The 23,378-nt window shown below is 45.7% G+C and carries 25 protein-coding genes and 1 other annotated feature; of the genes, 11 read left to right on the plus strand and 14 right to left on the minus strand.

All coding sequences use genetic code 11. From position 1 onward, the window contains the following. Positions 1 to 23: 23 nt before the first annotated feature. The 3 genes from HQN88_RS25750 to HQN88_RS25760 are packed head-to-tail and all read right to left on the minus strand — an operon-like array spanning position 24 to position 2,954. Positions 24 to 854, minus strand: coding sequence for an ABC transporter ATP-binding protein (locus tag HQN88_RS25750; RefSeq protein WP_173117893.1), 831 nt, complete (start codon positions 852 to 854; stop codon positions 24 to 26). Positions 855 to 885: 31 nt separating this feature from the next. After that, positions 886 to 1,935 carry a FecCD family ABC transporter permease gene (locus HQN88_RS25755; protein WP_173117895.1) on the minus strand — a complete coding sequence of 350 codons (1,050 nt, stop codon included), beginning with the start codon at positions 1,933 to 1,935 and terminating at the stop codon, positions 886 to 888. After that, complete coding sequence (locus HQN88_RS25760) at positions 1,932 to 2,954, minus strand: FecCD family ABC transporter permease (RefSeq protein WP_173117897.1); 1,023 nt, start codon at positions 2,952 to 2,954, stop codon at positions 1,932 to 1,934. Before HQN88_RS25760 ends, HQN88_RS25755 begins: the two co-directional genes overlap by 4 nt. Positions 2,955 to 3,138: 184 nt before the next feature. Between HQN88_RS25760 and HQN88_RS25765 the strand changes: the two genes are divergently transcribed. Then, positions 3,139 to 4,134: an ABC transporter substrate-binding protein gene (locus tag HQN88_RS25765; RefSeq protein ID WP_173117899.1), complete on the plus strand. Its 996-nt coding sequence runs from the start codon at positions 3,139 to 3,141 to the stop codon at positions 4,132 to 4,134. A 75-nt stretch (positions 4,135 to 4,209) separates the two neighbouring features. Here HQN88_RS25765 and HQN88_RS25770 read toward each other — a convergent pair whose 3' ends face one another. Continuing rightward, a complete protein-coding gene (locus tag HQN88_RS25770) occupies positions 4,210 to 4,446 on the minus strand; it encodes an alpha/beta-type small acid-soluble spore protein (protein ID WP_068668168.1) in 237 nt (78 codons plus the stop codon). A gap of 156 nt (positions 4,447 to 4,602) precedes the next feature. On the opposite strand from HQN88_RS25770, the gene HQN88_RS25775 reads away from it, so the two are divergent. The 6 genes from HQN88_RS25775 to ilvD all read left to right on the plus strand — a co-directional run bounded on the left by HQN88_RS25775 (position 4,603) and on the right by ilvD (position 11,382). After that, positions 4,603 to 5,100: a hypothetical protein gene (locus HQN88_RS25775; RefSeq protein WP_173117901.1), complete on the plus strand. Its 498-nt coding sequence runs from the start codon at positions 4,603 to 4,605 to the stop codon at positions 5,098 to 5,100. Position 5,101: 1 nt separating this feature from the next. Continuing rightward, the gene (gene rnhA, locus HQN88_RS25780; protein WP_173117903.1) at positions 5,102 to 5,752 is read left to right on the plus strand and encodes a ribonuclease H; all 651 of its coding nucleotides are present in this window, start codon (positions 5,102 to 5,104) and stop codon (positions 5,750 to 5,752) included. Between the two features lie 164 nt (positions 5,753 to 5,916). After that, entirely contained in the window at positions 5,917 to 6,993 is a 1,077-nt protein-coding gene (locus HQN88_RS25785; protein WP_173117905.1) for a sugar ABC transporter substrate-binding protein, read from the plus strand. Between the two features lie 68 nt (positions 6,994 to 7,061). Beyond that, complete coding sequence (locus tag HQN88_RS25790; protein WP_246320457.1) at positions 7,062 to 8,579, plus strand: sugar ABC transporter ATP-binding protein; 1,518 nt, start codon at positions 7,062 to 7,064, stop codon at positions 8,577 to 8,579. Between the two features lies 1 nt (position 8,580). Beyond that, positions 8,581 to 9,567, plus strand: coding sequence for an ABC transporter permease (locus HQN88_RS25795; RefSeq protein ID WP_173117907.1), 987 nt, complete (start codon positions 8,581 to 8,583; stop codon positions 9,565 to 9,567). 129 nt (positions 9,568 to 9,696) lie between these two features. Continuing rightward, positions 9,697 to 11,382 carry a dihydroxy-acid dehydratase gene (gene ilvD / locus HQN88_RS25800; RefSeq protein ID WP_173117909.1) on the plus strand — a complete coding sequence of 562 codons (1,686 nt, stop codon included), beginning with the start codon at positions 9,697 to 9,699 and terminating at the stop codon, positions 11,380 to 11,382. Between the two features lie 248 nt (positions 11,383 to 11,630). On the opposite strand, the gene HQN88_RS25805 is transcribed toward ilvD, so the two are convergent. Further along, positions 11,631 to 12,701: a permease gene (locus tag HQN88_RS25805; RefSeq protein WP_246320458.1), complete on the minus strand. Its 1,071-nt coding sequence runs from the start codon at positions 12,699 to 12,701 to the stop codon at positions 11,631 to 11,633. A gap of 118 nt (positions 12,702 to 12,819) precedes the next feature. Then, positions 12,820 to 13,090: a binding site (T-box leader), on the plus strand. Positions 13,091 to 13,163: 73 nt separating this feature from the next. Here HQN88_RS25805 and trpS point away from each other — a divergent pair. Next, on the plus strand, positions 13,164 to 14,147 hold the full coding sequence (gene trpS, locus HQN88_RS25810; RefSeq protein WP_173117911.1) for a tryptophan--tRNA ligase: 984 nt from the start codon (positions 13,164 to 13,166) through the stop codon (positions 14,145 to 14,147). A gap of 61 nt (positions 14,148 to 14,208) precedes the next feature. Here trpS and HQN88_RS25815 read toward each other — a convergent pair whose 3' ends face one another. Further along, positions 14,209 to 14,394: a DUF5325 family protein gene (locus HQN88_RS25815; protein ID WP_173117913.1), complete on the minus strand. Its 186-nt coding sequence runs from the start codon at positions 14,392 to 14,394 to the stop codon at positions 14,209 to 14,211. A gap of 151 nt (positions 14,395 to 14,545) precedes the next feature. Between HQN88_RS25815 and HQN88_RS25820 the strand changes: the two genes are divergently transcribed. Continuing rightward, positions 14,546 to 14,773, plus strand: coding sequence for an alpha/beta-type small acid-soluble spore protein (locus HQN88_RS25820; protein WP_171629187.1), 228 nt, complete (start codon positions 14,546 to 14,548; stop codon positions 14,771 to 14,773). A gap of 154 nt (positions 14,774 to 14,927) precedes the next feature. Here HQN88_RS25820 and HQN88_RS25825 read toward each other — a convergent pair whose 3' ends face one another. Continuing rightward, entirely contained in the window at positions 14,928 to 15,911 is a 984-nt protein-coding gene (locus tag HQN88_RS25825) for a metal-dependent hydrolase (RefSeq protein WP_173117915.1), read from the minus strand. Between the two features lie 124 nt (positions 15,912 to 16,035). On the opposite strand from HQN88_RS25825, the gene HQN88_RS25830 reads away from it, so the two are divergent. Continuing rightward, on the plus strand, positions 16,036 to 16,335 hold the full coding sequence (locus HQN88_RS25830) for a hypothetical protein (RefSeq protein ID WP_173117917.1): 300 nt from the start codon (positions 16,036 to 16,038) through the stop codon (positions 16,333 to 16,335). A gap of 43 nt (positions 16,336 to 16,378) precedes the next feature. Here HQN88_RS25830 and gerQ read toward each other — a convergent pair whose 3' ends face one another. The 7 genes from gerQ to urtA all read right to left on the minus strand — a co-directional run bounded on the left by gerQ (position 16,379) and on the right by urtA (position 22,777). Then, positions 16,379 to 16,831 carry a spore coat protein GerQ gene (gene gerQ / locus HQN88_RS25835; RefSeq protein ID WP_173117919.1) on the minus strand — a complete coding sequence of 151 codons (453 nt, stop codon included), beginning with the start codon at positions 16,829 to 16,831 and terminating at the stop codon, positions 16,379 to 16,381. 164 nt (positions 16,832 to 16,995) lie between these two features. Beyond that, positions 16,996 to 17,685, minus strand: a complete 690-nt coding sequence (locus HQN88_RS25840) for a response regulator transcription factor (protein WP_173117921.1) — start codon at positions 17,683 to 17,685, stop codon at positions 16,996 to 16,998. 218 nt (positions 17,686 to 17,903) lie between these two features. Further along, the gene (gene urtE, locus HQN88_RS25845) at positions 17,904 to 18,599 is read right to left on the minus strand and encodes an urea ABC transporter ATP-binding subunit UrtE (RefSeq protein ID WP_173117923.1); all 696 of its coding nucleotides are present in this window, start codon (positions 18,597 to 18,599) and stop codon (positions 17,904 to 17,906) included. After that, positions 18,592 to 19,383, minus strand: a complete 792-nt coding sequence (gene urtD, locus HQN88_RS25850; RefSeq protein WP_173117925.1) for an urea ABC transporter ATP-binding protein UrtD — start codon at positions 19,381 to 19,383, stop codon at positions 18,592 to 18,594. The genes urtE and urtD overlap by 8 nt, the downstream gene beginning before the upstream one ends. 35 nt (positions 19,384 to 19,418) lie before the next feature. Beyond that, positions 19,419 to 20,507: an urea ABC transporter permease subunit UrtC gene (gene urtC / locus HQN88_RS25855; protein WP_173117927.1), complete on the minus strand. Its 1,089-nt coding sequence runs from the start codon at positions 20,505 to 20,507 to the stop codon at positions 19,419 to 19,421. A gap of 22 nt (positions 20,508 to 20,529) precedes the next feature. Further along, positions 20,530 to 21,435 carry an urea ABC transporter permease subunit UrtB gene (gene urtB, locus HQN88_RS25860; protein ID WP_056613419.1) on the minus strand — a complete coding sequence of 302 codons (906 nt, stop codon included), beginning with the start codon at positions 21,433 to 21,435 and terminating at the stop codon, positions 20,530 to 20,532. Between the two features lie 91 nt (positions 21,436 to 21,526). Next, positions 21,527 to 22,777: an urea ABC transporter substrate-binding protein gene (gene urtA, locus HQN88_RS25865; protein WP_173117929.1), complete on the minus strand. Its 1,251-nt coding sequence runs from the start codon at positions 22,775 to 22,777 to the stop codon at positions 21,527 to 21,529. 283 nt (positions 22,778 to 23,060) lie between these two features. On the opposite strand from urtA, the gene HQN88_RS25870 reads away from it, so the two are divergent. After that, positions 23,061 to 23,363 (plus strand): urease subunit gamma, encoded by a 303-nt coding sequence (locus tag HQN88_RS25870; protein ID WP_173117931.1) that lies wholly within the window; start codon positions 23,061 to 23,063, stop codon positions 23,361 to 23,363. Positions 23,364 to 23,378: the final 15 nt, after the last annotated feature.

The following is a 23,378-nucleotide window of genomic DNA, read 5'->3' on the forward strand; positions in this document are numbered from 1 at the left end:
ACTGCGTGGAAGAAGAACCCCGATCACAATTGTGATTGGGGTTCTTTCGTTAACAAAACGCGACCTTTGCCATACGGAATGCACATCGGTGTTCCGAAGATAGGATCAGTTGTAACCTGACAATCCATCCCAAACACTTCACGCAACAAAGGTGCATTGACGATGTCCTCAGGCTTGCCTTCCGCATAAATGGAGCCTTTCTTGATGCTGACAATATGGTGAGCGTACCGACAAGCTAGATTAATGTCATGCAGAACCATAACAATTGTGCGCTGTTCTCGCTCGTTCAGTTCGAATAATAAGTCCAACACTTCAATCTGATGGGTAAGATCAAGATATGTGGTCGGTTCATCAAGTAGTAATGTAGGCGTGTCTTGGGCTAAGGTCATCGCGATCCAGGCACGCTGGCGTTGTCCTCCGGAGAGTGAATCCACAGTGCGATCAGCAACCTCTCGCATATCGGTAAGCTCGAGTGCCTTCATGACCTTGTTCTCATCCTCTTGACTCCATTGTTGCAGCCAACTTTGGTAAGGATAGCGCCCTTGTTTGACGAGTTGTCTGACAGTGAGGCCTTCCGGAGCTGTTGGCCCTTGGGGCAAGATCGCCATTCGTCGTGCGATCTCTTTGGTCGAGAGCTTCGCGATCTCATGTCCGTCCAATAGAATGCTACCTGAGGTTGGTTTCATAAGCCGAGCAAGTGAGCGGAGCAGTGTGGATTTTCCACAGCCGTTACTGCCGATAAATACAGTGATTTTGCCTTTAGGGATCTGCACGTTTAAACTTTGGAAAATCGTTGTATCGCCGTATGTCAATTGAAGCGATTGGGCTTCGAGTGCGTGGTCTGAGGTGGTCATAAACTGTTTCTCCTTTTCGTAGACATACGGGTTATCCCCGATTCCTACTGCGATATAGGACATAGATGAAGATAGGTGCGCCAATGGCTGCCGTGAATACACCTGCGGGGATATCGAGTGGTTTGAACAAGAAACGACCACATAAATCCGCGAGCAGCAGCAGCAGAGAGCCAGTGAGTGCAGAGACTGGAATCAAGGTTCCGAAGCTAGGACCGACAAGTTTACGTGAAATATGCGGAGCCATAAGACCAATAAAGCTTATCGCACCGCCAAAGGCGACAGCAGCTCCAGCCAAAGCAACGCTAAGCATAATTAACAGAAACCGTTGACGCTGTACATGGCTGCCAACACTCTGGGCAATATCTTCTCCTAGCGACTGGATAGTAATGTGCCGCGCATAGAAGAAGATAACCGGTATCAGCACAGCCACCCAAGGGAGCAAGGGATATACTGCTTTGGCCCAAGATACGCCATATATGCTGCCAGTCATAAAAGTAAGTGATTGTTGGGCCAGTACGATAGGACCAGTAAGCATCATGAGATAAGATACTGCGCTCATTGCAGCAGTGAGTCCCGTTCCGATGAGGACAAGTCGCAGCGGTGTAATGCCATTTTTCCATGAGAAGAGGTAGACTAGCAGGGTTGCAAAGAACGCCCCTAGAATAGCTGCGACTGGCAACCAATGGATACTAAGTTTATCTGAGAAGAAGAAGAAGAAAGATACAGCGCCTAGCGTTGCACCGCCTGTTGTTCCAATCGTGTCTGGTGATGTGAGCGGGTTTCTCACAATCCCTTGCAGAATAGCGCCAGCTACGCCTAGAGATGCGCCGATCAGTACAGCTACAATAACACGAGGCAAACGCAATGTACGAACGATCATCGTACTTGAATCCGTGCCATAGCCGAATACGGCCTTTATGACATTCAATGGTTTAATCGTAATACTGCCGACACCAGTGCTTATAATCATCATAAGGATGACGGCAAGGAATAGAGACAACGTGACGATAATGGCTTTTTTGCTAATTAAAAAAGAGTAACTTTTGCTTCGAACCATAATATCTCGCTTAGAAGTACTCATTTAAGGAGTCCCCCTTTACGTGCTATGTAAATAAAGAAAGGAACACCAAGAATAGCGGTCATCACACCGACATGGACTTCTTTCGGCATAATAATGAAGCGAGCCCCTATATCTGCGCTTACTAACAGAATACCGCCTAGCACAGCACAGTAGGGAATGACCCATCGGTAGTCAATCCCGACAAGAAAGCGGACAATATGAGGGATCATGAGGCCGACGAACACTATGGGACCTGCAACAGCGACAGATCCACCGGCAAGAATAATAATAATGAGTGCTGTAATTAGTTTGATGTAGACTGTTTGTTGTCCTAATCCTTTGGCAATATCATCACCCATGGATAAGACATTGATGTGGGGTGATAATACGATCGCCCCGATCCAAGCAAGCAACATATACGGATAAACGGATTGCAGCATAGCCATCGTACGTCCTTCGACAGAACCAACAAGCCAGTAGAGTACTTGTTCGAAGGCTTTGCCATTACTTAGCAATATCCCCTGAGTGAGTGAAGCGAAAAAAGCCGTCATCGCAGCGCCTGCGAGTGTGATCTTCATGGGTGTTAAGCCATCGCGACCTAGTGAGCCAAGCACATAGACCAATGTAGCACTCACAGCAGCACCAAAAAAAGCAATCCATGTAAATTGCGTTAGGCTGGATATATCAAAAAAGCTAACAGCTACTACGATAGCGAAAGCAGCCCCAGAATTAATCCCGAAAATACTCGGTGAAGCTAGTGGATTTCGAGTCATCGCTTGCATAAGTGCGCCAGCAACGGCTAAACTGCCCCCAACGAGTGCAGCAATCAAAGCCCTTGGTATTCGCACAGTTTGTATAATGATGGATTCATTTGTTGGTTTCGCAGAAGAATCAAAAGACGTGAAGATTTGATCCCAAGAATATGTTTTGAGGCCGAATCGGACACTGCTAAGGATTAATGCGATAAGTACACAAGCGGCAGCTAGTAATCCGATACTTTTGTAAAAATGAGAGAGTCGTTCCGTTCTTGATGTATGCATGATGGTTGTCTGCTTCCTTCCTACTTTCTCGCTCCGTTTATTTTAAAGTCAACGGTATTTGAAGTCAATGAATATGAGAATCATTATCAAAAATCTTGACAGATTAGGTCCAATTCTAGTATTATGTGCAAAGTAGTGAGAATCGTTATCACAATAAAGTACAACTAGGGGGAACACAATTATTATGTTTAGTCAAAAACGCCGCACGTTTGGAAGAGCGTGGGCTCTTGTTGCATGTCTATTTGTTTTTAGTATGATCGTAACAGCTTGTGGAGCGAAATCAGAGCCGACTACGGCAGGCTCCGCAGCGCCGCAAGAAACAGCAAAAGCGGATGCTCCTCGCACAATTAAACACGCTATGGGAGAAACAGCCGTACCTGCTAATCCTAAACGTGTTGTCATTTTAACCAATGAAGGAACAGAAGCTTTACTTGCGCTAGGAATTAAGCCGGTTGGAGCTGTTGAATCCTTCTATGGCAATCCTTGGTTTGATCATTTCAAAGCGGACATGCAAGGTGTTACAACAGTTGGTGTCGAAGGACAACCGAATTTGGAAGTCATCGCATCGCTGAAGCCTGATTTAATTATCGGTAACAAGCTTCGCCAAGAGAAAGTATACGAGCAATTGAAAGCTATTGCGCCAACTGTTTTCTCAGAAACACTGCGCGGTGAATGGAAAAATAACTTCAGTCTGTACGCAGACACATTGAATAAGAAAGCTGAAGGAGACAAAGTGATCGGTAGCTTCGATAAACGTATTGAAGATTTCAAATCCAAAGCAGGCGATAAGCTGAAAGAAAAAGTAGCTGTTGTTCGGTTTATGGGCGGTAAATCAAGATACTATTACGGCGATATGTTCTCAGGAGTTATCTTCAAACAACTTGGTTTCGCTCGTTCCGATGCTAAGAGTGATGAGAAGTCGTTCGAAGATATTACGAAAGAACGTTTAACCGAACTGGATGCTGCGGATCGCGTATTCTACTTTACGTATGAAATCGGCGATGGCAAAGGGAATAAACAAGAGCAAGAGTGGATGAATGATCCGCTTTGGAAAAATCTAAAAGTGGTGAAAGAAAATAAATTAGTTAAAGTTAATGATGCTACTTGGAATACGGGCGGCGGCGTTCGGTCAGCAAACATCATGTTGGATGATTTGTACAAAATCTACGACATTAAATAGGTTGAAAAAAAGGGCTTTCTCCGAGTATCTACCCGGATGAAGGCCCTTTTGTTGCTTAAGTATTTTGGAGCGAAATTATCTGCTGAATTTGTTGCTTGAACCAGCAAGTTGTTGCTCAGCAATTTGAACGAGACGACGAGTGATGCTGCCTCCGATAGAACCTGTGTCGTAAGACGTCATATAACCGTAGTAGCCATCTTGAGGAATTTGGATGCCCAATTCTTGAGCAACTTCATACTTCAATTGGTCTAGGGCTGATGAAGCTTGAGGAACTACTAAGGAGTTACTGCTGCGAGATTGTCCTGTAGCCATCTGATATCACCTCCAGTAATAGGTAGTATGAACAGTTTTGTAAATATTACTCATACTTTTTTTGGAAATTTAATCCTTTTTATAAAAGCGTAAAAGCAGGAATGTTTCGACTTTGTTATAATGGGAAAAAGGACGTCGGGAAAGCGGGGAGAAAGCATGTTTGAACTAGCGATTAAGGGCTGGTCCTTAGATAAAGATTTACAAATCATTCAAGCGGATGTTCATATGTCTGTCGAAGATAGTCTCATTATTGAAGAACCTCTATGCATTGATGTTGGACTGCCTGCTTTGTTATACAGTGCACTGCATGATACAGCACCGAACCGTTTCGCTCCAGCCGATCAGTGGGAGCGGATGCCGTTCTTCGTATGCGGATGCGGTGACCCGGAGTGTAGAGGTTTCTCATTCGTTGTTCGGCATTTGCCTGGGGAGCAGCTTGAACTCTCTTCTGTAGAAGAGCGAACTAACGGTTCTTACCGCGAACTGGAGACGCATGTCATCCCGACTCGCGAATATCGCGAACAACTTGCAGATATTGGGGAAACCTATTTGCAATTTGTTGCAGATTTGGATTATCGTCCGTATTTTCAGGATACGGTGAAGGTCGTTGAAGATCTTGTAGGACAATTACAACTAACATTACGGAGTGAATAATATGGCTGCATCAAAATTTTATGTGGTTTGGGTTGGGCACAAGCCAGGTGTGTATCGCTCATGGGCTGAATGCCAAGCGCAAACGAATGGTTATCCGCAGGCGAAGTTCAAGTCTTACGAATCCGAAGGTGAAGCACGTCAAGCACTGGAGAAGGGGTGGCAGAAGTCACTGAATTTTGCGGCAAAAGGCACTGGAGGAACGCAAGGTGCTGCCAAAAAGTCTGCGACTCCCGAGTCTGCACCCGAAGTAGATTATGACAGTATTTCAGTGGACGTAGGCTGTTCCGGAAATCCAGGCATCGTAGAGTACAAGGGCGTAGATACGCGGACAGGTGAAATTATTTTCTACCAAGGACCGATATCGAAGGGAACGAATAACCTAGGGGAGTTTCTAGCCATTGTACATGGACTGGCTTACCTGCAAAAAAAGGGAAGCAATCAAACGATTTATACCGATTCAGTTACAGCACTAAGTTGGATTCGGAAGAAGGAAGTATCTACTAATTTAGTTAGAGATGCGTCTACTGCGGAAATATGGACCTTGGTGGATCGCGCGTTAAAATGGCTGCATACGAATACGTATACTAATAAAATCGCCAAATGGGACACGAAAAAATGGGGCGAAATCAAGGCGGATTTCGGGAGAAAGTAAGTAACTATACATCTATTTGTAGAAAATTGTCGAAAGAGTACAGAATTATATTGACGGAAGTTCCCTCTAATGCTACTATAATCTAAATTCCCAGTAGAACACTCGGCATAATAATCCGATAGATTCAGTGGGAAATAGAGAGAGTATGATCGGGAGGGAAATTCATGAAAAGAACCAAATTACTTAATGTTTTCATTAGTTTAGCATTAGTAGGAAGTGTGCTTTCAGCTTGCGGACAAAAAGATAGTGCAACTGAAACAGCAACACCTGCAGCAAGTGCAAGTGCATCAAATTTAACAGGTAAGAAAATCGCGCTTGTTATGCAATTCAATACAGGAACGTTTTCTTCACAATATGTTGAAGGTGTGAAAGAGCAAGTTGAAAAACTTGGCGGTAAGGTTACGGTTTTCGTAGCTGATACAGATTTGGCGAAAATGGCTTCTAATTTAGATGCTGCCATTAACCAAAAATTCGATGGAATTCTTATCGATCATGGTACAGCAGAAGCACTTGAAGCTGGTGTGAAGAAAGCGGTAGAGAAGAAAATTCCTGTTGTTAGCTTTGACTCCATCCTAACTGTTCCTAATGTAACATCACTAGAGCAAGGCGATCAAAAAATGGCGGATGCCACGCTGGAGCAACTTGCTAAAGATGCTGGAGGCAAAGGGAATATCGTTAAAGTATGGGTAGCTGGCTTCGCACCAATGGAGCGCAGACAACTGGCTTACCAAGCTTTCCAAAAGAAATATCCGGATATTAAAGAAGTAGCCGCTTTCGGAACAGCGAAAGATCCGGCATTAGATACACAAACACAAATGGAAGCAATCTTGAAAAAGTACCCGAACAAAGGTGATATTACAGCCGTTTGGGCGGCATGGGATGAGTTCGCAAAAGGCGCTTCCCGAGCCATTCAACAAGCAGGACGTACTGAAATTAAAGTTTATGGTATCGACTTGAGTGACGAAGATCTACAGCTTTTGCAAGATCCGAAAAGCCCTTGGGTAGCTTCTTCAGCCGTAGATCCAAAAGACATCGGTCGCGTACAAGTTCGTTATTTGTATCAAAAGCTGCATGGCGATCAAACGCCTGATAAAGTGGTTTTGGAGCCTGTATATGTATCCAGAGACCAATTGCCTAAAGACAAACAAATCAACACTACACAACTTAGCGAGTACGTAAAAGGTTGGGGCGGAAGCCAACAAGGCTATACGGACTGGATGAAAGCAGCAGAAAAAAAATAAGGTTTTCTATGCAGTCCCATCGCTATTTTGCGGTGGGACTTTCAGATTAAGAAGCGAGGTGAAATTACATGCTGAAAGATCAGGCAGATTTATCTTCATTATTGCAAATGAAGGGGATTACAAAATCCTTCCCAGGTGTGAAGGCACTGCAGGAAGTGGATTTCAATCTGCAAGCGGGAGAAATTCATGCCCTGCTCGGGGCTAATGGTGCAGGTAAGAGTACCTTGATGAAAATATTATCCGGTGCTTATACGCACGATACGGGGCATCTTTCTATTCATAATCAACCATTGGTCATACGTACTCCAAAGGATGCAATGGATCACGGTGTTTATTGTGTCTATCAAGAGGTGGATACAGCGTTAATATCGGAATTAACGGTTACGGAAAATGTCATGATCGATAAACTCGTCCAAGGAGAAGCTTGGGTAAGTTGGCGTAAGCTGCATAAGGAAGCTGAAGCCATTCTGGCGAAAATTGGTGCGACATTCTCCGTGCGGAGCAAAATTGATGAGTTAAGCATTTCGCAGAAGCAGCTCGTGTTGATTGCAAGAGCTATGGCGCATAAAGCGAAGATGATTATTTTCGATGAGCCGACGGCACCGCTGAGCTTAGAAGAGTCTGAGAGGCTGTTCCGCATTATGGACAGCTTGAAGCAAGAGGGCGTGGGAATTATTTTCATCTCCCACCGCTTGCAAGAAGTGTTCCGTGTTGCTGACCGGATCACGATCATGCGTGACGGCCGTCATGTGCTCACGCAGCCGGCCACAAGCATGGACATCGCCTCCGTCATTGAGTCGATGTTGGGTAAAACCTTCACCGAGGAGTTCCCCAAAGTGGGTGTGCCCATTGGCAGTACCCTCCTCGAGGTGAAGGGCTTGCGCCTCGGCACCAAGGTGCGCGGCGTCTCCTTTGATCTCCGCCGAGGGGAAATCCTCGGCGTCGTAGGTCTAGTCGGCGCCGGCAAAACGGAGTTAAGCCGGCTAATCTTTGGCGCCGACGCCGCGGACGCCGGCGAGGTGTGGCTTAACGGGCGCAAGCTCACGCTGCGCCAGCCGGAGGATGCCGTGCGCGCCGGCATTGCGCTCGTGCCTGAGGAGCGCCGCAAACAGGGCGTCCTTGTGGAAGAGACAGTGAAGCGCAATCTGTCTCTGCCGATTTTGCGCAAGCTGAGCACGTTTGGCTTCGTGAAGCGCAGTGAGGAAAATGAGTACGCCGCGAAAATGGTCAGTCAGCTAGGCGTACAGCCAGGCGATCCCAATCGCACGGTGAAGCACCTGAGCGGCGGGAATCAGCAGAAGGTGGCGGTAGGCAAATGGCTGCCGACAAACGCTGACGTGTACTTGTTTGATGAGCCGACCAAAGGGGTTGATGTCGGCGCCAAAAGCGATATCTATCGCTTAATCGGTCAGCTGGCTTCGGAAGGTAAAGGAATTATTTATTTATCATGTGAACTGAATGAAATTATAGGAATTGCCGATCGCATCATCGTGATGAGCTATGGGTCTGTGGTGAAGGAGCTGTCCCGCGCGGAAGCGACGCAGGATCTCATTTTAACGTATGCGAGCGCGGGGGAGGCTGAATAGTTTGAAGGAAAAAAGTTTGGATTTTTCATTTAAATACGGTGCTTTGTTTATTATTGCACTTGTTCTTATTGTATTTTCTATTATCAATGAAAACTTTATGACTTATGACAATATCGCGGATATTTTACGTTCGATCTCGATTGTGATGTTTGTTGCGATCGGTGTGACATTATCTCAGATTGTCGATGGTTTCGATTTATCCGCAGGGTCAACCGTGTCATTAGCTACCGTATCAGCGGCAGCTATGATGGTTTGGTACGACCAACCGTTCTATCTTGTTATTCTAGTGCCATTGCTTATCGGTGCGATCATCGGATTCTTAAACGCTGTGTTGATCGTGAAAGTGCGTATTCCCGATCTACTAGCCACGCTAGCCATGATGTATATCATTGGTGGCATCCAAAAAACGTATACCAAAGGTTTCTCGATTTATAATAATATGAGATTTCAAGATGGCACGGTGGCACCAGGGAAATTCACTTCCGAATTTCTATGGATTGGACAAGGCAAGCTATTAGGTGTCCCTGTTCCGGTTGTTATTATGCTTGTTGCGGTTATTGCAGTGCATGTGTTCCTTACTTACACACGTTGGGGTCGCCAGCTGTATATTACAGGAGGGAACCGCGAAGCGGCTCGTTTATCCGGTATATCCGTTAACAAAATCCGCTTTGCAGCTTATGTTCTTTCTGGTATTTTTGCAGCAATTGGCGGTATTCTGTACGCATCTCGTGTAGGTTCTGGGCAAATTGATGCCGGTTCACCGCTTTTGATGGAAGCAGTAGCCGCAGTATTCGTGGGGTATTCTGTGCTAGGAGCAGGGAAACCTAATGTGATTGGTACATTCTTTGGAGCTGTACTAATCGGGGTGCTTTTGAATGGACTCACGATGCTCAATGTTCCATATTTCGGGTTCGATATTGTTAAGGGCGGTGTGCTTGTTTTGGCGCTAGCCATTACATTCGTTCATTTGAATCGTCGAAAAGCTTAAAGGATGTTGTGCGCGGTGTTTCTCGTACGTTGATGCGTCATCACACTAAAGGAAGAAATATTGTGAGAAGTGTGGTATGATAGATTCATTATTTTTATTTCTGAAATGAAATTTAGGAGGAATTATAGAATGGCACAACAAAAACAGCGCAGCGACATGATCAAAAAAGGTTTCGACCGCGCTCCACATCGCAGCTTGCTGCGTGCAGCCGGCGTTAAAGAAGAAGATTTCGGCAAGCCGTTCATCGCGGTTTGTAACTCCTATATAGACATTATTCCTGGACATGTTCACTTGCAAGAGTTTGGTAAAATCGTAAAAGAAGCCATTCGTGAAGCAGGCGGCGTTCCTTTTGAGTTCAATACAATCGGCGTTGACGATGGTATTGCTATGGGTCATATCGGTATGCGTTATTCCTTGCCAAGCCGTGAGATTATTGCGGATTCCTTGGAAACTGTTGTTAATGCTCACTGGTTTGATGGCATGGTTTGTATTCCTAACTGTGACAAAATTACACCAGGTATGATCATGGGGGCTCTTCGCGTTAACATCCCAACGATGTTAGTAAGTGGTGGACCGATGAAAGCTGGTAAAGATAAAAACGGTAAATCCATCTCCCTTTCTTCCGTATTCGAAGGCGTTGGTGCATTCCAAGCTGGTAAATTGGATGAAGCAGGTCTGGAAGAGCTTGAACAATATGGTTGTCCAACTTGTGGATCATGCTCCGGAATGTTCACAGCGAACTCCATGAACTGTTTGGCTGAAGGTCTTGGACTTGCAATGCCAGGTAACGGTACAATTCTTGCAGTTGCTGAAGAGCGTAAGCAATTCGTTAAAGACTGCGCGAAGCAATTGATGGTTCTTATTGAGAAAGACATCAAGCCGCGCGATATCGTAACGATTGACGCGATTGATAATGCATTTGCTTTGGATATGGCAATGGGTGGTTCTACAAACACAGTTCTTCACACATTGGCTATCGCGGCAGAAGCAGGAATTGATTATCCGATCGCTCGTATTAACGAAGTGGCTGAGCGTGTTCCTCATCTTGCGAAAATCGCTCCAGCTTCCGATTACCACATCGAAGATGTGCATTTGGCAGGCGGTGTGAGTGCGGTTATTAATGAGCTTTTGAAAAAGCCAGGTGCTTTCAACGGCGAGTGTCTATCCGTAACGGCACAAACGCTTCGCGAGAACGTGGCTGGTCGTGAAATTCAGAACTTTGACGTTATTCGTCCTTTGACGAACCCGCACAGTGAGCGCGGCGGACTAGCTGTTCTGTTCGGTAACTTGGCGCCTGAAGGCAGTATCGTAAAAGTTGGTGCTGTTGATAAGTCTGTTGGCGGACGTCACGTAGGCCCAGCGATCTGTTTCGATTCCCAAGATGAAGCTTTGTACGGTATCGCAAACGGTAAAGTAAAAGAAGGACACGTTGTTGTCATTCGTTACGAAGGACCGAAGGGTGGACCTGGTATGCCAGAAATGTTGGCACCAACATCCCAAATCGTAGGTATGGGTCTTGGCGCGAAAGTAGCCTTGATTACAGACGGACGTTTCTCCGGCGCATCCCGCGGTATCTCGCTTGGTCATATGTCACCTGAAGCTGCTGAAGGTGGACCACTTGCTTTCGTACATGATGGCGACATCATCGACGTTGACATGGATGGACGCAAAATCGAATTGCAAATCAGCGATGAAGAGTTTGCTAAACGTCGTGAGTCATGGGCAGGTTTCCAACAGAAGATTACTTCTGGTTACCTAGCTCGTTATACGAAAATGGTAACAAACGCAAGCGCTGGTGCTATTTTGAAAATCTAATTTCGTACAAGATAAAAGCCCTATCCGACTAGTTCGGGTAGGGCTTTTTCAGCAACTATTGAGTGTAAAGATATGTTATGTTCACTATCCCCTAAGCTCAGTTCAGCACTATCTGACGATAACCTGAGCAAAGGGGATAGTGGTCATAGATTCAGCTGTCACGAAGATCCTTGAGGTAAAAATCGAAGTCCATCGTGCAAATTCCATAGTGGAAGGGAATTTTGCGTACTGCTTGATTATTGATATATTCAAGCAAGAAAAAAATGCATAAACAAAAGCGACCCGCTCAAAACCGTTACCGCCACGACAATCGAAAGTGTTAATACAAATCGTGCTTTGAAAATCGATAGCATCATTAATGTACTTTTCACGTCTATCATGGGCCCGAATACAAGAAAGGCAAGCAGGGAACCAGGTGAGAATGACTTGGCGAAAGAGACTGCGACGAAGGCGTCTGTGGTCGAGCATAAGGAGAGCAAGTAGGCAAAGCCCATCATGAACAGATGGGAGATGAAAGCGCCCTGTCCAATGGCGCTCAGGCTGTCCTGTGCCACGAATGTCTGTATTAGAGCTGTCAGTAAGGCGCCAAGCATTAAATACTTGCTCATCTCGAATAGCTCGGAAGAGCCGTGGCTGACCATCGTCATGATCCTGCTGTCTCCATGAGTGTGGGTGTGGCCATGATGGTCATGTCCATGATCATGCTGGTCGACGTGTTGGCTACCATGCGCGTGGTTATGGCGATGTGTTAGGCTTGCTGCTGCAGGCTCAATCGGATGCCGCAATGGGTTGCTCTTGAGGAAACGCGTGAGCAGGAAGCCGACCACAAGGGCTACGCCAAAGGTGAGTCCCATACGTGAATAGGCCATGGCTGGGTTACCGCGGAAAGCCATCCAAGTGGAAGCAAAGACGATAGGGTTAAGAATAGGTCCCACTAGAATGAAAATGACTGCGATATAGACTGGCATGCCTTTGCGCATCAGCCTGCGTACGAAAGGGATCATGCCGCACTCGCACAAGGGAAACATAATACCTAGCACACAGGCGAATAACACACCACCGAGGGGGTGTTTGGGGGTCAATCGTTGGATAACTCCCTCTGGAATGAAATTTTCTACGATCGTAGATAACAGTACGCCGAGAATCATGAACGGAAGGGCATCTAAGAAGATGTCCATAAAAGCCATAAAGACATGGCTGATAGGTTCCATGACCATTCCCATTGGGGGGAGTTGTCTCGTTGTTACGATCAGGAACAAGAGAAACACGCAAATCACCGTGGAGGCAGGAAGGCTCCAGCGGTATAGAGTTGAGGACAATGCTTTGACACCCCTTTGCCGAAGGAATTGGTATGTAACTATCCTATGTACATGCTGGGCTATCTAGGACAATGTCCTTGATTGACATTGATACTTAAGCGTGTATAATAATAGGAAATCAATTGCGATGATAGGAACAAGTACGTTTGTCTCCCGTTTCTCAGAGAGCCGGTGGTTGGTGCGAACCGGTGAAACAAGCAGACCGAATGGATCCTTGAGCTTGAAGCTGAACACTGTGTAGAATCACCGGAACCTAGGCCGGATTAAAACCACAGTTAATTATGCTAAACGGTAGCTCTCCGTTATCAGAGCCTGAAGGTTTACGTGCACATAACTTCGGTTATGTAAGTAGACAAATTAGGGTGGTACCACGGTCTCTCGTCCCTTGCGGAGGGAGGCTTTTTTGTTGTCTTTTTTACCGATACGAATGGGAAATAGTGAAAATCATTGGAGGTATTTGGAATGAAACGTGTACTATCAGGCATGCAATCCAGCGGTCAGCTGACGATTGGCAATTATATTGGGGCACTTCGCAACTTTGTGAAGCTGCAAGAACTTCATCGCTGTTATTTCATGGTGGTCGATATGCATGCGATCACAGTGCCGCAGGATCCAGCCGCGCTTCGGGAACAAACGGAGTCTATCGCTTCCTTATACATTGCTTCGGGTCTAGACCCGAATAAGGCTTCTGTCTTCTTGCAGTCCCATGTTCACGCACACGCAGAGCTAGGATGGATTATGACGACGCTGACGCATATGGGCGAACTTGAGCGCATGACACAGTTTAAGGATAAGTCCGAAGGTAAAGAATCTGTTGGCGCAGGATTATTCACGTATCCATCTCTGATGGCGGCTGACATTTTGTTATATAACGCAGATCTAATTCCAGTTGGAGACGATCAAAAACAACATTTGGAACTGACGCGTGATTTGGCTAACCGATTTAATAACCGTTTCGGCGATATGTTTGTCATGCCACAACCCTATATGCCTGAGGTAGGCGCACGCATTATGTCACTAGATGATGCTTCCAAGAAAATGAGCAAAAGTAGTCCAAATGCCGGCAGTTACATCGCGATGCTTGACGAGCCAGATGTCATTCGTAAGAAGCTTAGTCGTGCTGTTACGGATTCTGGGCGTGAAGTGACGTATGATCCTCAGAATAAACCCGAGGTCAGTAATTTAATGTCAATTTACTCGCACTTTGCGGAGATGAGTTTAGCGGAAATCGAGGCCAGGTATGAGGGGCAAGGTTATGGTCCATTCAAAAAGGAACTGGCCGAACACATTGTTTCTGTTCTGGAGCCAATCCAACAACGCTATCGTGAGATTCGCAGTTCAGGAGCCATTTTTGACATACTGAAAAAAGGTGCGGACGAAGCTGCCGAAGTGGCGAATCAAACACTGCTTGAAGTAAAGAAACGGATGGGCTTTATTGTTCGTTAAGCCTATTTCTTCACATACAAAAAAGCTCAAATCCCATTGATTGCGGATTTGAGCTTTTTGTTCATTCGGAAGGTGTATTTTTCCGACGCATTTTGGCTTTCGTCACGAAGCCATATCCGATAAACCCTAACGAAATGAGGGAGAAGAGGAGTACCATCCAAGGCTCGCGGAGAGCAATGAATAGGGAGATGCAAGCGAGCAGCAGCGTACCAACAACTGCGAATAGGAGAGCAAGTGGTTTACTCATTTAGGCGACCTACTTTCTTGAAGTTCATGACATCTTCTTATATTAAACTTTTTTGAGCGCTGTGCATATAAATTCATTTCCTCCACATACTATCTTTGCAAGCTTGCAAATACATCAAAGATTATAGCTGACTGAAAGGAGTACGATCCTGATGGCACAATCTCGTAGCAACACACTGGTAGTTCCGCAAGCCAATCAAGCTCTAGATCAATTGAAATATGAGGTAGCTCAAGAGCTGGGCATTCAAATTCCTCAAGACGGTTACTATGGAAACATGGCAACCCGAGACACTGGTTCCATTGGTGGTGCGATTACTCGCCGCTTGGTACAAATTGCTGAGCAATCGCTCGCGGGACACTCTGGTTCTAATTTCCGTTAATTAGATACTCGTCTCCGTACTAGCATACCCGAATTATGTAATAATAAAGCTCAGGAGCCTAAATAGCTCCTGAGCTTTTGGTGCGTGCATTAAGCGAACCACGAAAAAAGGCCCCTGCAATCATGCAAGGGCCTCGTCTTTTTATACATTTGCCTCAATAAAGATCAACTTTCAGCTTCTTCTCGAGCTTCGTATCGTTCACCCAGCCTACGTAAGAATCGAGTGTTTGGAAATTGCGGTCCATCCGAATGACGCCGACGAACGGGAATTGTTTGCGATGGCGGTAGCGGACATCCGCCCATCTCACTTCATAGCCCCACCGATGTTCTTTGACCTCAGCGCAGGTGAAGGAGGAGAAATAGAGTAACGCTTGAATGTCCTCATGCTGTTTGGAAACCTCGATGGCAGGGTGATCAGAGCAGGTGATGGTGTCCAGCCATTTCAGCTTGCCATTTTTGAGCTCACCTAGCTGGTAGGTTCCGTCTGGGCACTCTTTCACAACATTCCAGACATAGAGATTGAATGTTACAATAAGGGTATATTTATCACCGGGCTGATATGTGGCATCTTTGCGATAGAGTCCTTTTTCAATAATAGCATGGTCTAGCGTCCGCCAAATGTAATACAGTGCAAGTAAGCCGTATAAGGTAGGGAAAATCAGCTGTGGCCTTGCTAGATGAAAGGACCACATGAAGATCGCGGCAATGTGACTCGTGAATATAAACGGATCGAAGATGTGAATGATGTTCCAGGACACCCATTTTTCCGAAAAAGGTCGAATGGCTTGCGTACCGTAAGTATTGAAACAGTCGGTAAACACATGAACGCAAACCGCGATACCAATCCACATAGCGAGATGCAGGAAGGATATGCCATGGAAAAATGGCGCGAGTGCACCAGTAATCAATAACGTCCACAATGGAAGGGCTGGCAAGGAATGTGAGCGGCCGCGATGATTGCGAATATAGAGGGCATTGCCCTTGAATCGGAGCAGTCCATCAATATCGGGAATCTGAGAGCCAACGACAGTTCCTATGAAAACGGCAGTTGTTGCTGCTGTACTTGCGGAAATGCTTGGGTCGATTTGCGAGAGCCCTGCTAATCCTAAGCCAATGACAAGATGAGTGCCTGTATCCAACTGGTTATCCTCCTAAGTGTTCTGTACACATGGTTTGTTCTGTATCTGAGCTGAGGGGTCAATTTACATCTTGCTCTTAGTTTACCATTTTAGAGCAAAAAATAAATCAGAAGGAGATCTAAAAATGTCTAAAGTTTTTGTAGAGTATGCCATAAAATCCGAATTTCGGGCTTCTTTTCTCATCTATATGCAAGGGCAACAGCTACGGGAAGGGCGTTTGGAGCTATTGGAGGGTACAGATCAAGAAGGGCTTTATGTAGAAATTTGGCATGATATAACGTACGAGGACTACCTGAGCATGAAGGAGGAACGATTGAACGTTGAACGATTGCATGATGGTCATCATGGTGACTGGGAGCAATGGATCAAAGGCGGCATCCAGAAACTGCATATGTGGCATTTCTCACCAGCTACGTATTCTTAAAACAAAAAAACCGTTGCTCTATCGAGCAACGGTTTTCATACTATTATCTGGAGAGTGCTCCGCCCCGGAAGGGGTAGGTGTAATTCAGTTCTTCATCAAATGTAATGTAATCCAAATTCACCATAAGTAATAGGAAACGCATGCCAGTAACAGGATCGCTGATAATGATATGATCACGACCTGCAGCTTCTAATCTACCTTTGAAAATTTTGGCGTTCCACTCGGAGTTGTTTTCATATGTCATATAGATGGTTGCCATTTTACCGAGGTTCAAACGAAGAATATTTTCGATATACGACTCCTCAAGTGTTGGGAGTCCCGGTACGTTCACGCCTGTTTGTAATCCACTTCCTGGTGGTGTGAGGACAGATCCTGCTGGTGTTTGGGGAACAATCTTATTCGTAATGGAAGTTGGAACAGGATAAGCCGGATAGGGATTGCCGTATTGCATTTGCGGCATTGCTTGATTACCTATTTTGTAAGGGTTATTCAACATAATAATAATTTCCTCCTTGAGCTTTCCATACGAAAGCTTTCTTCATAAATGTGTTTGAACGATCGAAAAGGTCATTTTCCATAATCATCATATTGTGCTTCTGCCTATTTGGTGACGAATTTGTGGGCATTTTACAAAACAAAAAAGCTCCCGAAGGAGCTTTATCATAGTAGAAATTTATAACCGACACCCCACACGGTCTTGATGTGCTTAGGTTCTTTGGGATCATCCTCGATTTTTTTGCGAAGGTTGGCGATATGCACATCGATTGCACGCTCAGTTACTTGGGAATCAAAGCCACGAACACGATTTAACAATTCTTCTCGACTGTAAACCCTGCCTTGATTTTGCCAAAAAAGCTTCATGATTTCGTATTCGGAGAAGGTTGTTTCGATAATCCTACTGCTAACATATAAGCAGCGCTTCTCGAGATCCAAATGGATCCCCTGTGGAGTGAGCACGTCGGATGGCGATGGAACCTGTTGGGGAGAGGTATTCGAACGTCGGAATAACGCTTGAATTCTGGCCGATAGCTCTCTCATCGAAAATGGTTTGCACAAATAGTCATCAGCACCTGTCTGAAGGCCCTTCACACGATCCGAAACTTCATTCTTGGCGGATACCATTAAGATCGGAATGGTTGAGGTCTGACGAATCGTTGTACATAACTGAATCCCGTCCATATCAGGCAGCATAAGATCAAGAATAATCATATCGGGTTGAAAATCCCGGAATAAGACCTCGCCTTGTCGGCCGTTCTCTGCGCGTTTCACTTCGTAGCCATCTTCGTATAAATAAATGGACATCATTTCACCGATACTTAAATCGTCTTCGATGATTAAAATTTTGGACATACAGGTTCCCCTCCTTTTCCTTTAAAAGGTTAGGTGCTCGATATGCCTTCCCGCAAAAATCGATCCTATCTATATGACATGTTATCCTATCCATTTTGTGACGTCCAGTTTTAACTTTTTTACAAACAGAAAAAAGAAGCTGATCCTACCTTGAACCTTCATTCTTTAGGTCAAGTTCGTCAGCTTCTTTCGGTTTGGGGGTATAAGAATGAGAACGATCATACCGTCAAATGCTTCCGGACGAGATCTTCGCTCAGATGCTCTGCTTTCCCTTCGGCAGCAATAGTGCCACGGTCGAGTACATAATAATAATCAGCGATGCTTGTAGCAAATTCTAAGCTTTGCTCTACTAAGAGAACGGCAATTTCCCGATTGCGTTTAATCGTTTCAATGATGGCCTCAATCTCCATGACGATAGATGGCTGTATCCCCTCCATAGGCTCATCTAGAAGCAACAGTTTAGGTCCTGGAGCCAATGCCCGTGCGATAGCTAATTGCTGCTGCTGACCGCCACTCAGGTCCCCACCTTTGCGATGGAGCATTTGTCGAAGGACAGGAAACGTATCGAAGATCGAATCAGGTAATTTCTTACGGCGATCGGATGAGGCTTCTAAGCCTAATAAAAGATTCTCCTCAACGGACAGCTGGGGAAATATTTCCCTGCCCTGCGGTACATATCCAATGCCTGACTTGGCACGACGATCTGGTGAAGATGAAGTAATGTCTGTATCCGAGTAGTGAATGGAACCCGATCGGGGCTTAATGAGTCCCATAATACTCTTCATTAGTGTTGATTTCCCAACCCCGTTGCGCCCCATTAGGCAAACGATCTGACCTGGCCTTACTTCGAGGTTGACGTTACGGATGACCATACTTTCGCCATAACCGGACTCTATACCTTGTAGTTTAAGCACCGCGTTCAACTCTCCTTCCGAGGTAGACTTCTGCCACTTTATCGTCATTCTGTATGTCTTGCATGGTGCCTTCGCGCAGGACGGTTCCTTCATGGAGAACCGTTACCATTCTAGCGAATTGGCGTACGAAAGCCATGTCGTGCTCGACGACGATAATCGTCTGATTCTCTGCAATTTCATGGAGCAGTTCACCGGTCTTCTCGGTTTCACTATCCGTCATGCCAGCGGCAGGCTCGTCGAGCAGCAAGAGATCAGGCTCTTGCATCAGGAGCATGCCGATTTCAAGCCATTGCTTCTCCCCGTGGGAGAGGGAGCCAGCACGTTCTTTGGCTTTACTGGTCAGACCAATCATATCAAGCCTAAGGTGAAGTCGTTCTCGTTGTTCACTCGTAGTTTTGGCCCAAAGCGCGCTGAGAAGGCCGCGCTGCTGCTTCATGGATAGTGCCAAATTCTCAAACACCGTCAACGTGGAGAAGACAGTAGGAGCTTGGAATTTGCGACCAATCCCAAGCTGAGCAATTTGATGCTCTTGGTGTTTGGTGAGATCAATCGAATCCTTGAATAGTACTTGGCCTTGGGAAGGCTTTACTTTGCCGCAAATGACATCAAGCAGCGTTGTTTTACCAGCTCCATTCGGACCGATAAGAAAGCGGAGTTCACCTTGTTTTAACGAGAAATCAAGATTTCGCAAGGCTTTGAAACCGTCGAAGTTCACCTCAAGTCCCTTGACGCTCAGGATTGTCTCGTCAGTTGTCGGTTGTTGTTTCACTAATTGTCCTAGCATTGAAATGTTCCCCTTTCCGGTTTGCATAAGTGCGGTTAAGTTTCTATGACTTCTTGTGTTGTAGAGATTTGCTTTGGATGATGGCTTCTGTTTCTTTTCCAATTGGAGAAAAAGTGGGTCAATGTGCCGACGATTCCTTTCGGCAGTAAGAGGACCACGACGATGAACATGGCGCCGAGCATGATAGGCCACCAAGCGGGATAGGCTTCGCTGAAAGTTGTTTTAGCTGCATTCGTAACTAATGCGCCAAGTACAGCACCGCCAATCGTTGAACGACCGCCAATAGCTACCCATAGCACCATTTCAATCGATGGCACGATACCCATTTGCGCTGGGGAGATAATCCCTTCTTGAAGTACGAAGAGTACGCCGGCAAGCCCAGCTAACCCCGCGGAGAGGCAGTAGATGAATACCTTATACGTAACGGGATTATAGCCGATGAAGCGCACCCGATTCTCACCATCGCGAATCGCTGTAAGAATATTGCCGAGACGGCTAGTCACGAGCATGGTGCTAAGGATCAATACGATGAGCACGACAGCTAAGGTGAGATAGAAAAACAGCAGTTTGGTTGATTGTAATTGTAAGTTCAGACCGAGAAAGGTCGTGAAATTCGTCAAACCATTCGTCCCGCCCGTATAACCTTGCTGACCAACGAAGAGCGTAACCGTAATGATGACTAAGGCTTGCGATAAAATGGAGAAGAATGCTCCTTTTATCCGATTGCGGAACGTGAAATACCCAAGGATAAAGGCGACAATCATCGGTACAATGAGCGCCAATAGGAACGCGGCCGCGGCGCTGTGGAACGGCACCCAGAACCACGGTAAGCTTTTGACACCACTCCAAGACATGAAATCAGGTAATTGATTTGGCGTGGAAGCCAGCTTCAAGTGCATGGCCATACAATAAGCGCCGAGTCCGAAATAAACGCCATGACCAAGGCTTAGAATGCCGGTATATCCCCAGATTAAATCAATTCCGATCGCGATAATGGCATAAGCCAGGAATTTGCCGAGTAAGGATAAACGAAAGTCAGACAAGAATAGGGGGGCAAGCGCGATGAGTAGCAGACAGACCCCATAGATGGTTAATTTGAGCTTAGATTGTTTGGCAAAGAGCATAGACGGTAGTCACATCCTTTCTTCAATCTAAGGATCTCGAACGCATCGTTACAAGTCCCATTGGTTTCCATTGTAGGAAGGCGATGATCAGTGTGAATACAAGGACTTTACCGAGTGTAGCGCTGGTTGTATATTCCAAAGCCGTATTGAAAACGCCGATTCCGAGTGCTCCAGCTACGGTGCCGATTAACTTGCCGATCCCGCCAAGTACGACGACCATGAAGGCATCTACAATATAATAGGTCCCAATTGTTGGCCCGATTGGTCCAAGTAAGGAGAGCGCACAACCAGCGATACCTGCCATAGCGGAGCCGAAGGCGAAGGATTGAGCATCGACCCTACGCGTAGAAATACCTAAACATGAAGCCATTTGGCGATTTTGCATGACCGCTCTCATACGTCTTCCGCCTGCAGAATGATAGAGGTACAGATAGATGATCAAGATGCATAAGGCCACAAGTCCGATGATAAATAGTCTTTTATATGGAAGAATTAAGTCTGCCGTTACATGCCATCCGCCTTCCAGCCATTGTGGTGCTTTCACTGCGACGTTGGGAGCCCCGAAGATGGATCGTGCAATTTGCTGTAAGGCGAGGGAGACCCCCCAGGTAGCGAGTAGGCTATCCAACGGTCTGCCGTACATGAAGCGAATGAGCACAACTTCGAGCAGCCATCCTATGGCGAAGGCAACGACAAAGGCGACGCCGAGTGACACGACGAAATACCAGCCAAATGCAGAAGCGGGCATATACGATTGAAACCATTTCTGTACGAGATAAGCCATATAAGCGCCGATCATAATAAATTCGCCATGCGCCATATTCATAACGTTCATAAGACCAAAGGTGATGGCGAGACCGATTGCGATTAATAGCAGAATGGAGCTTAAACTGAGTCCGTTAAATATTTGCAGCAGCAACAAACTCATGACAATCTCTCCTTTCTGAAGTGGGAGTAAAATGATGAAATCCAGGACTGCGGTTAGGCAGTCCTGGTTTCTTAGTACCAACTTGTAAGGATCACTTCGTTACTTCTGCGCCCCAAGGGTATGTTTTGAGGAAAGGATCTGGCTTGAGTGCTTTACCAGAATTCCAAATTTCTTTGATTTGGCCATCTGCTGTAATTTGGCCAATACGTGCTGTTTTGTAAATATGTTGATTCTCGCCATCAATCGTGACTTTACCTTCAGGTGAATTCCACTCGATGCCTTTGGCAGCTGCTTTTACTTTCTCTACGTCAAAGGAACCGGCTTTCTTCACAGCTTCAGCCCACAGATACACAGCTGTGTACCCAGCTTCAATCGGATCATCCGTTACGCGGTCTTTGCCGTATTTGGCTTTGTAAGCTTCAACGAATTTTTTGTTTTCAGGTGTATCTGTTGTTTGATAGTAGTTCCACGCTGTGTAGTGTCCATCGAGAACCGAAGCGCCGATACCACGCACTTCTTCTTCAGCAATACTCACGGACATGGTTGTTAAATCTTTTGCCGAAATTCCAGCATCTTTCAGCTGTTTGAAGAAAGCAACGTTACTATCGCCGTTCAATGTGTTGAAGACAACGTCTGGTTTTTCCTTTTTAATCTTACTAATGATTGTATTGTAGTCGGTGTGTCCAAGCGGTGTGTATTCTTCAGCAACCAGTGTCCCGCCATCCGCTTTCAGCTGCTCTTTAATAATTTTGTTAGCTGTTCTAGGGAAGACGTAATCAGAACCGAGGAGGAAGAATTTCTTGCCTTTGTTTTGCAGGAGCCATGTTACTGCGGGGATGATTTGTTGGTTCGTTGTTGCACCAATGTAGAAGATGTTCGGTGAGGATTCTACGCCTTCATACTGAACTGGGTACCACAGTAATCCTTTGTTTTGTTCGACAACCGGTAGGACGGCTTTACGGCTAGCCGATGTCCAACAACCGAAAATTGTTACTACGCTGTCTTTTTGCAGGAGCTTCTTTGTCTTCTCTGCAAAAGTTGGCCAATCCGATGCCCCGTCTTCGATCACGGGTTTAATCTTTTTGCCCAATAGTCCCCCAGCTGCATTAATTTCATCAATCGCCATAAGCTCAGCATCTCGAACGGATACCTCACTGATGGACATTGTACCTGTTAGTGAGTGAAGAATACCCACGGGTACGGTATCGCCAGATGTTGTTGAAGCCGCAGGTGCAGTCGTCGTAGAGGTGGTAGATTCTGTCTTCGCACAGCCGGCCGCTACCAACATCAACGCCATACTTAGTGCAACTGTAAGTTTACCTTTGTTTCTTATCTCTCTCATTCACGTCCCACTCCCTTGCCTTACAAGATTTGGATTACATGGCTTATGATAAATGGCGATACAAGTTAATGTCAATATACATGACACCGGTTAAATGTTTTTTGGTAAAAATGCACAAAAATAAGTGAAATTGTTGTGAAAATCACATGAAAACGAAATATTTGTTCTGGAAGTGCGTATTTAATGTCAATATACATAACATTAAAGATTTACAATCGTGAAATACACGAATATAATGAGTGTAAAGGATTGCCATTATTCGGATTTAGAAGAGGTGAGAAACGTGCATTTAACGGAAAGAGAGAAAGAGAAGTTGCTCATCACCGTAGCTGCTGACCTAGCTAGACGAAGGCTTGCCAGAGGATTAAAGCTGAATTACCCAGAAAGCATTGCGCTGCTGACCTCCGAAATCATGGAGGGAGCTAGGGATGGCTTGACGGTCGCGCAGCTCATGGCGTTTGGTACGACGATTTTGAAGGCAGATCAGGTTATGGAAGGTGTGCCTCAAATGATTCATGAAGTGCAAGTAGAAGCCACGTTCCCCGATGGAACTAAATTAGTTACCGTACATGAACCTATTAATTAATTATTCATGAAAGGG

The organism is Paenibacillus qinlingensis, assembly GCF_013204845.1.
GTDB classification, from domain to species: domain Bacteria; phylum Bacillota; class Bacilli; order Paenibacillales; family NBRC-103111; genus Paenibacillus_E; species Paenibacillus_E qinlingensis.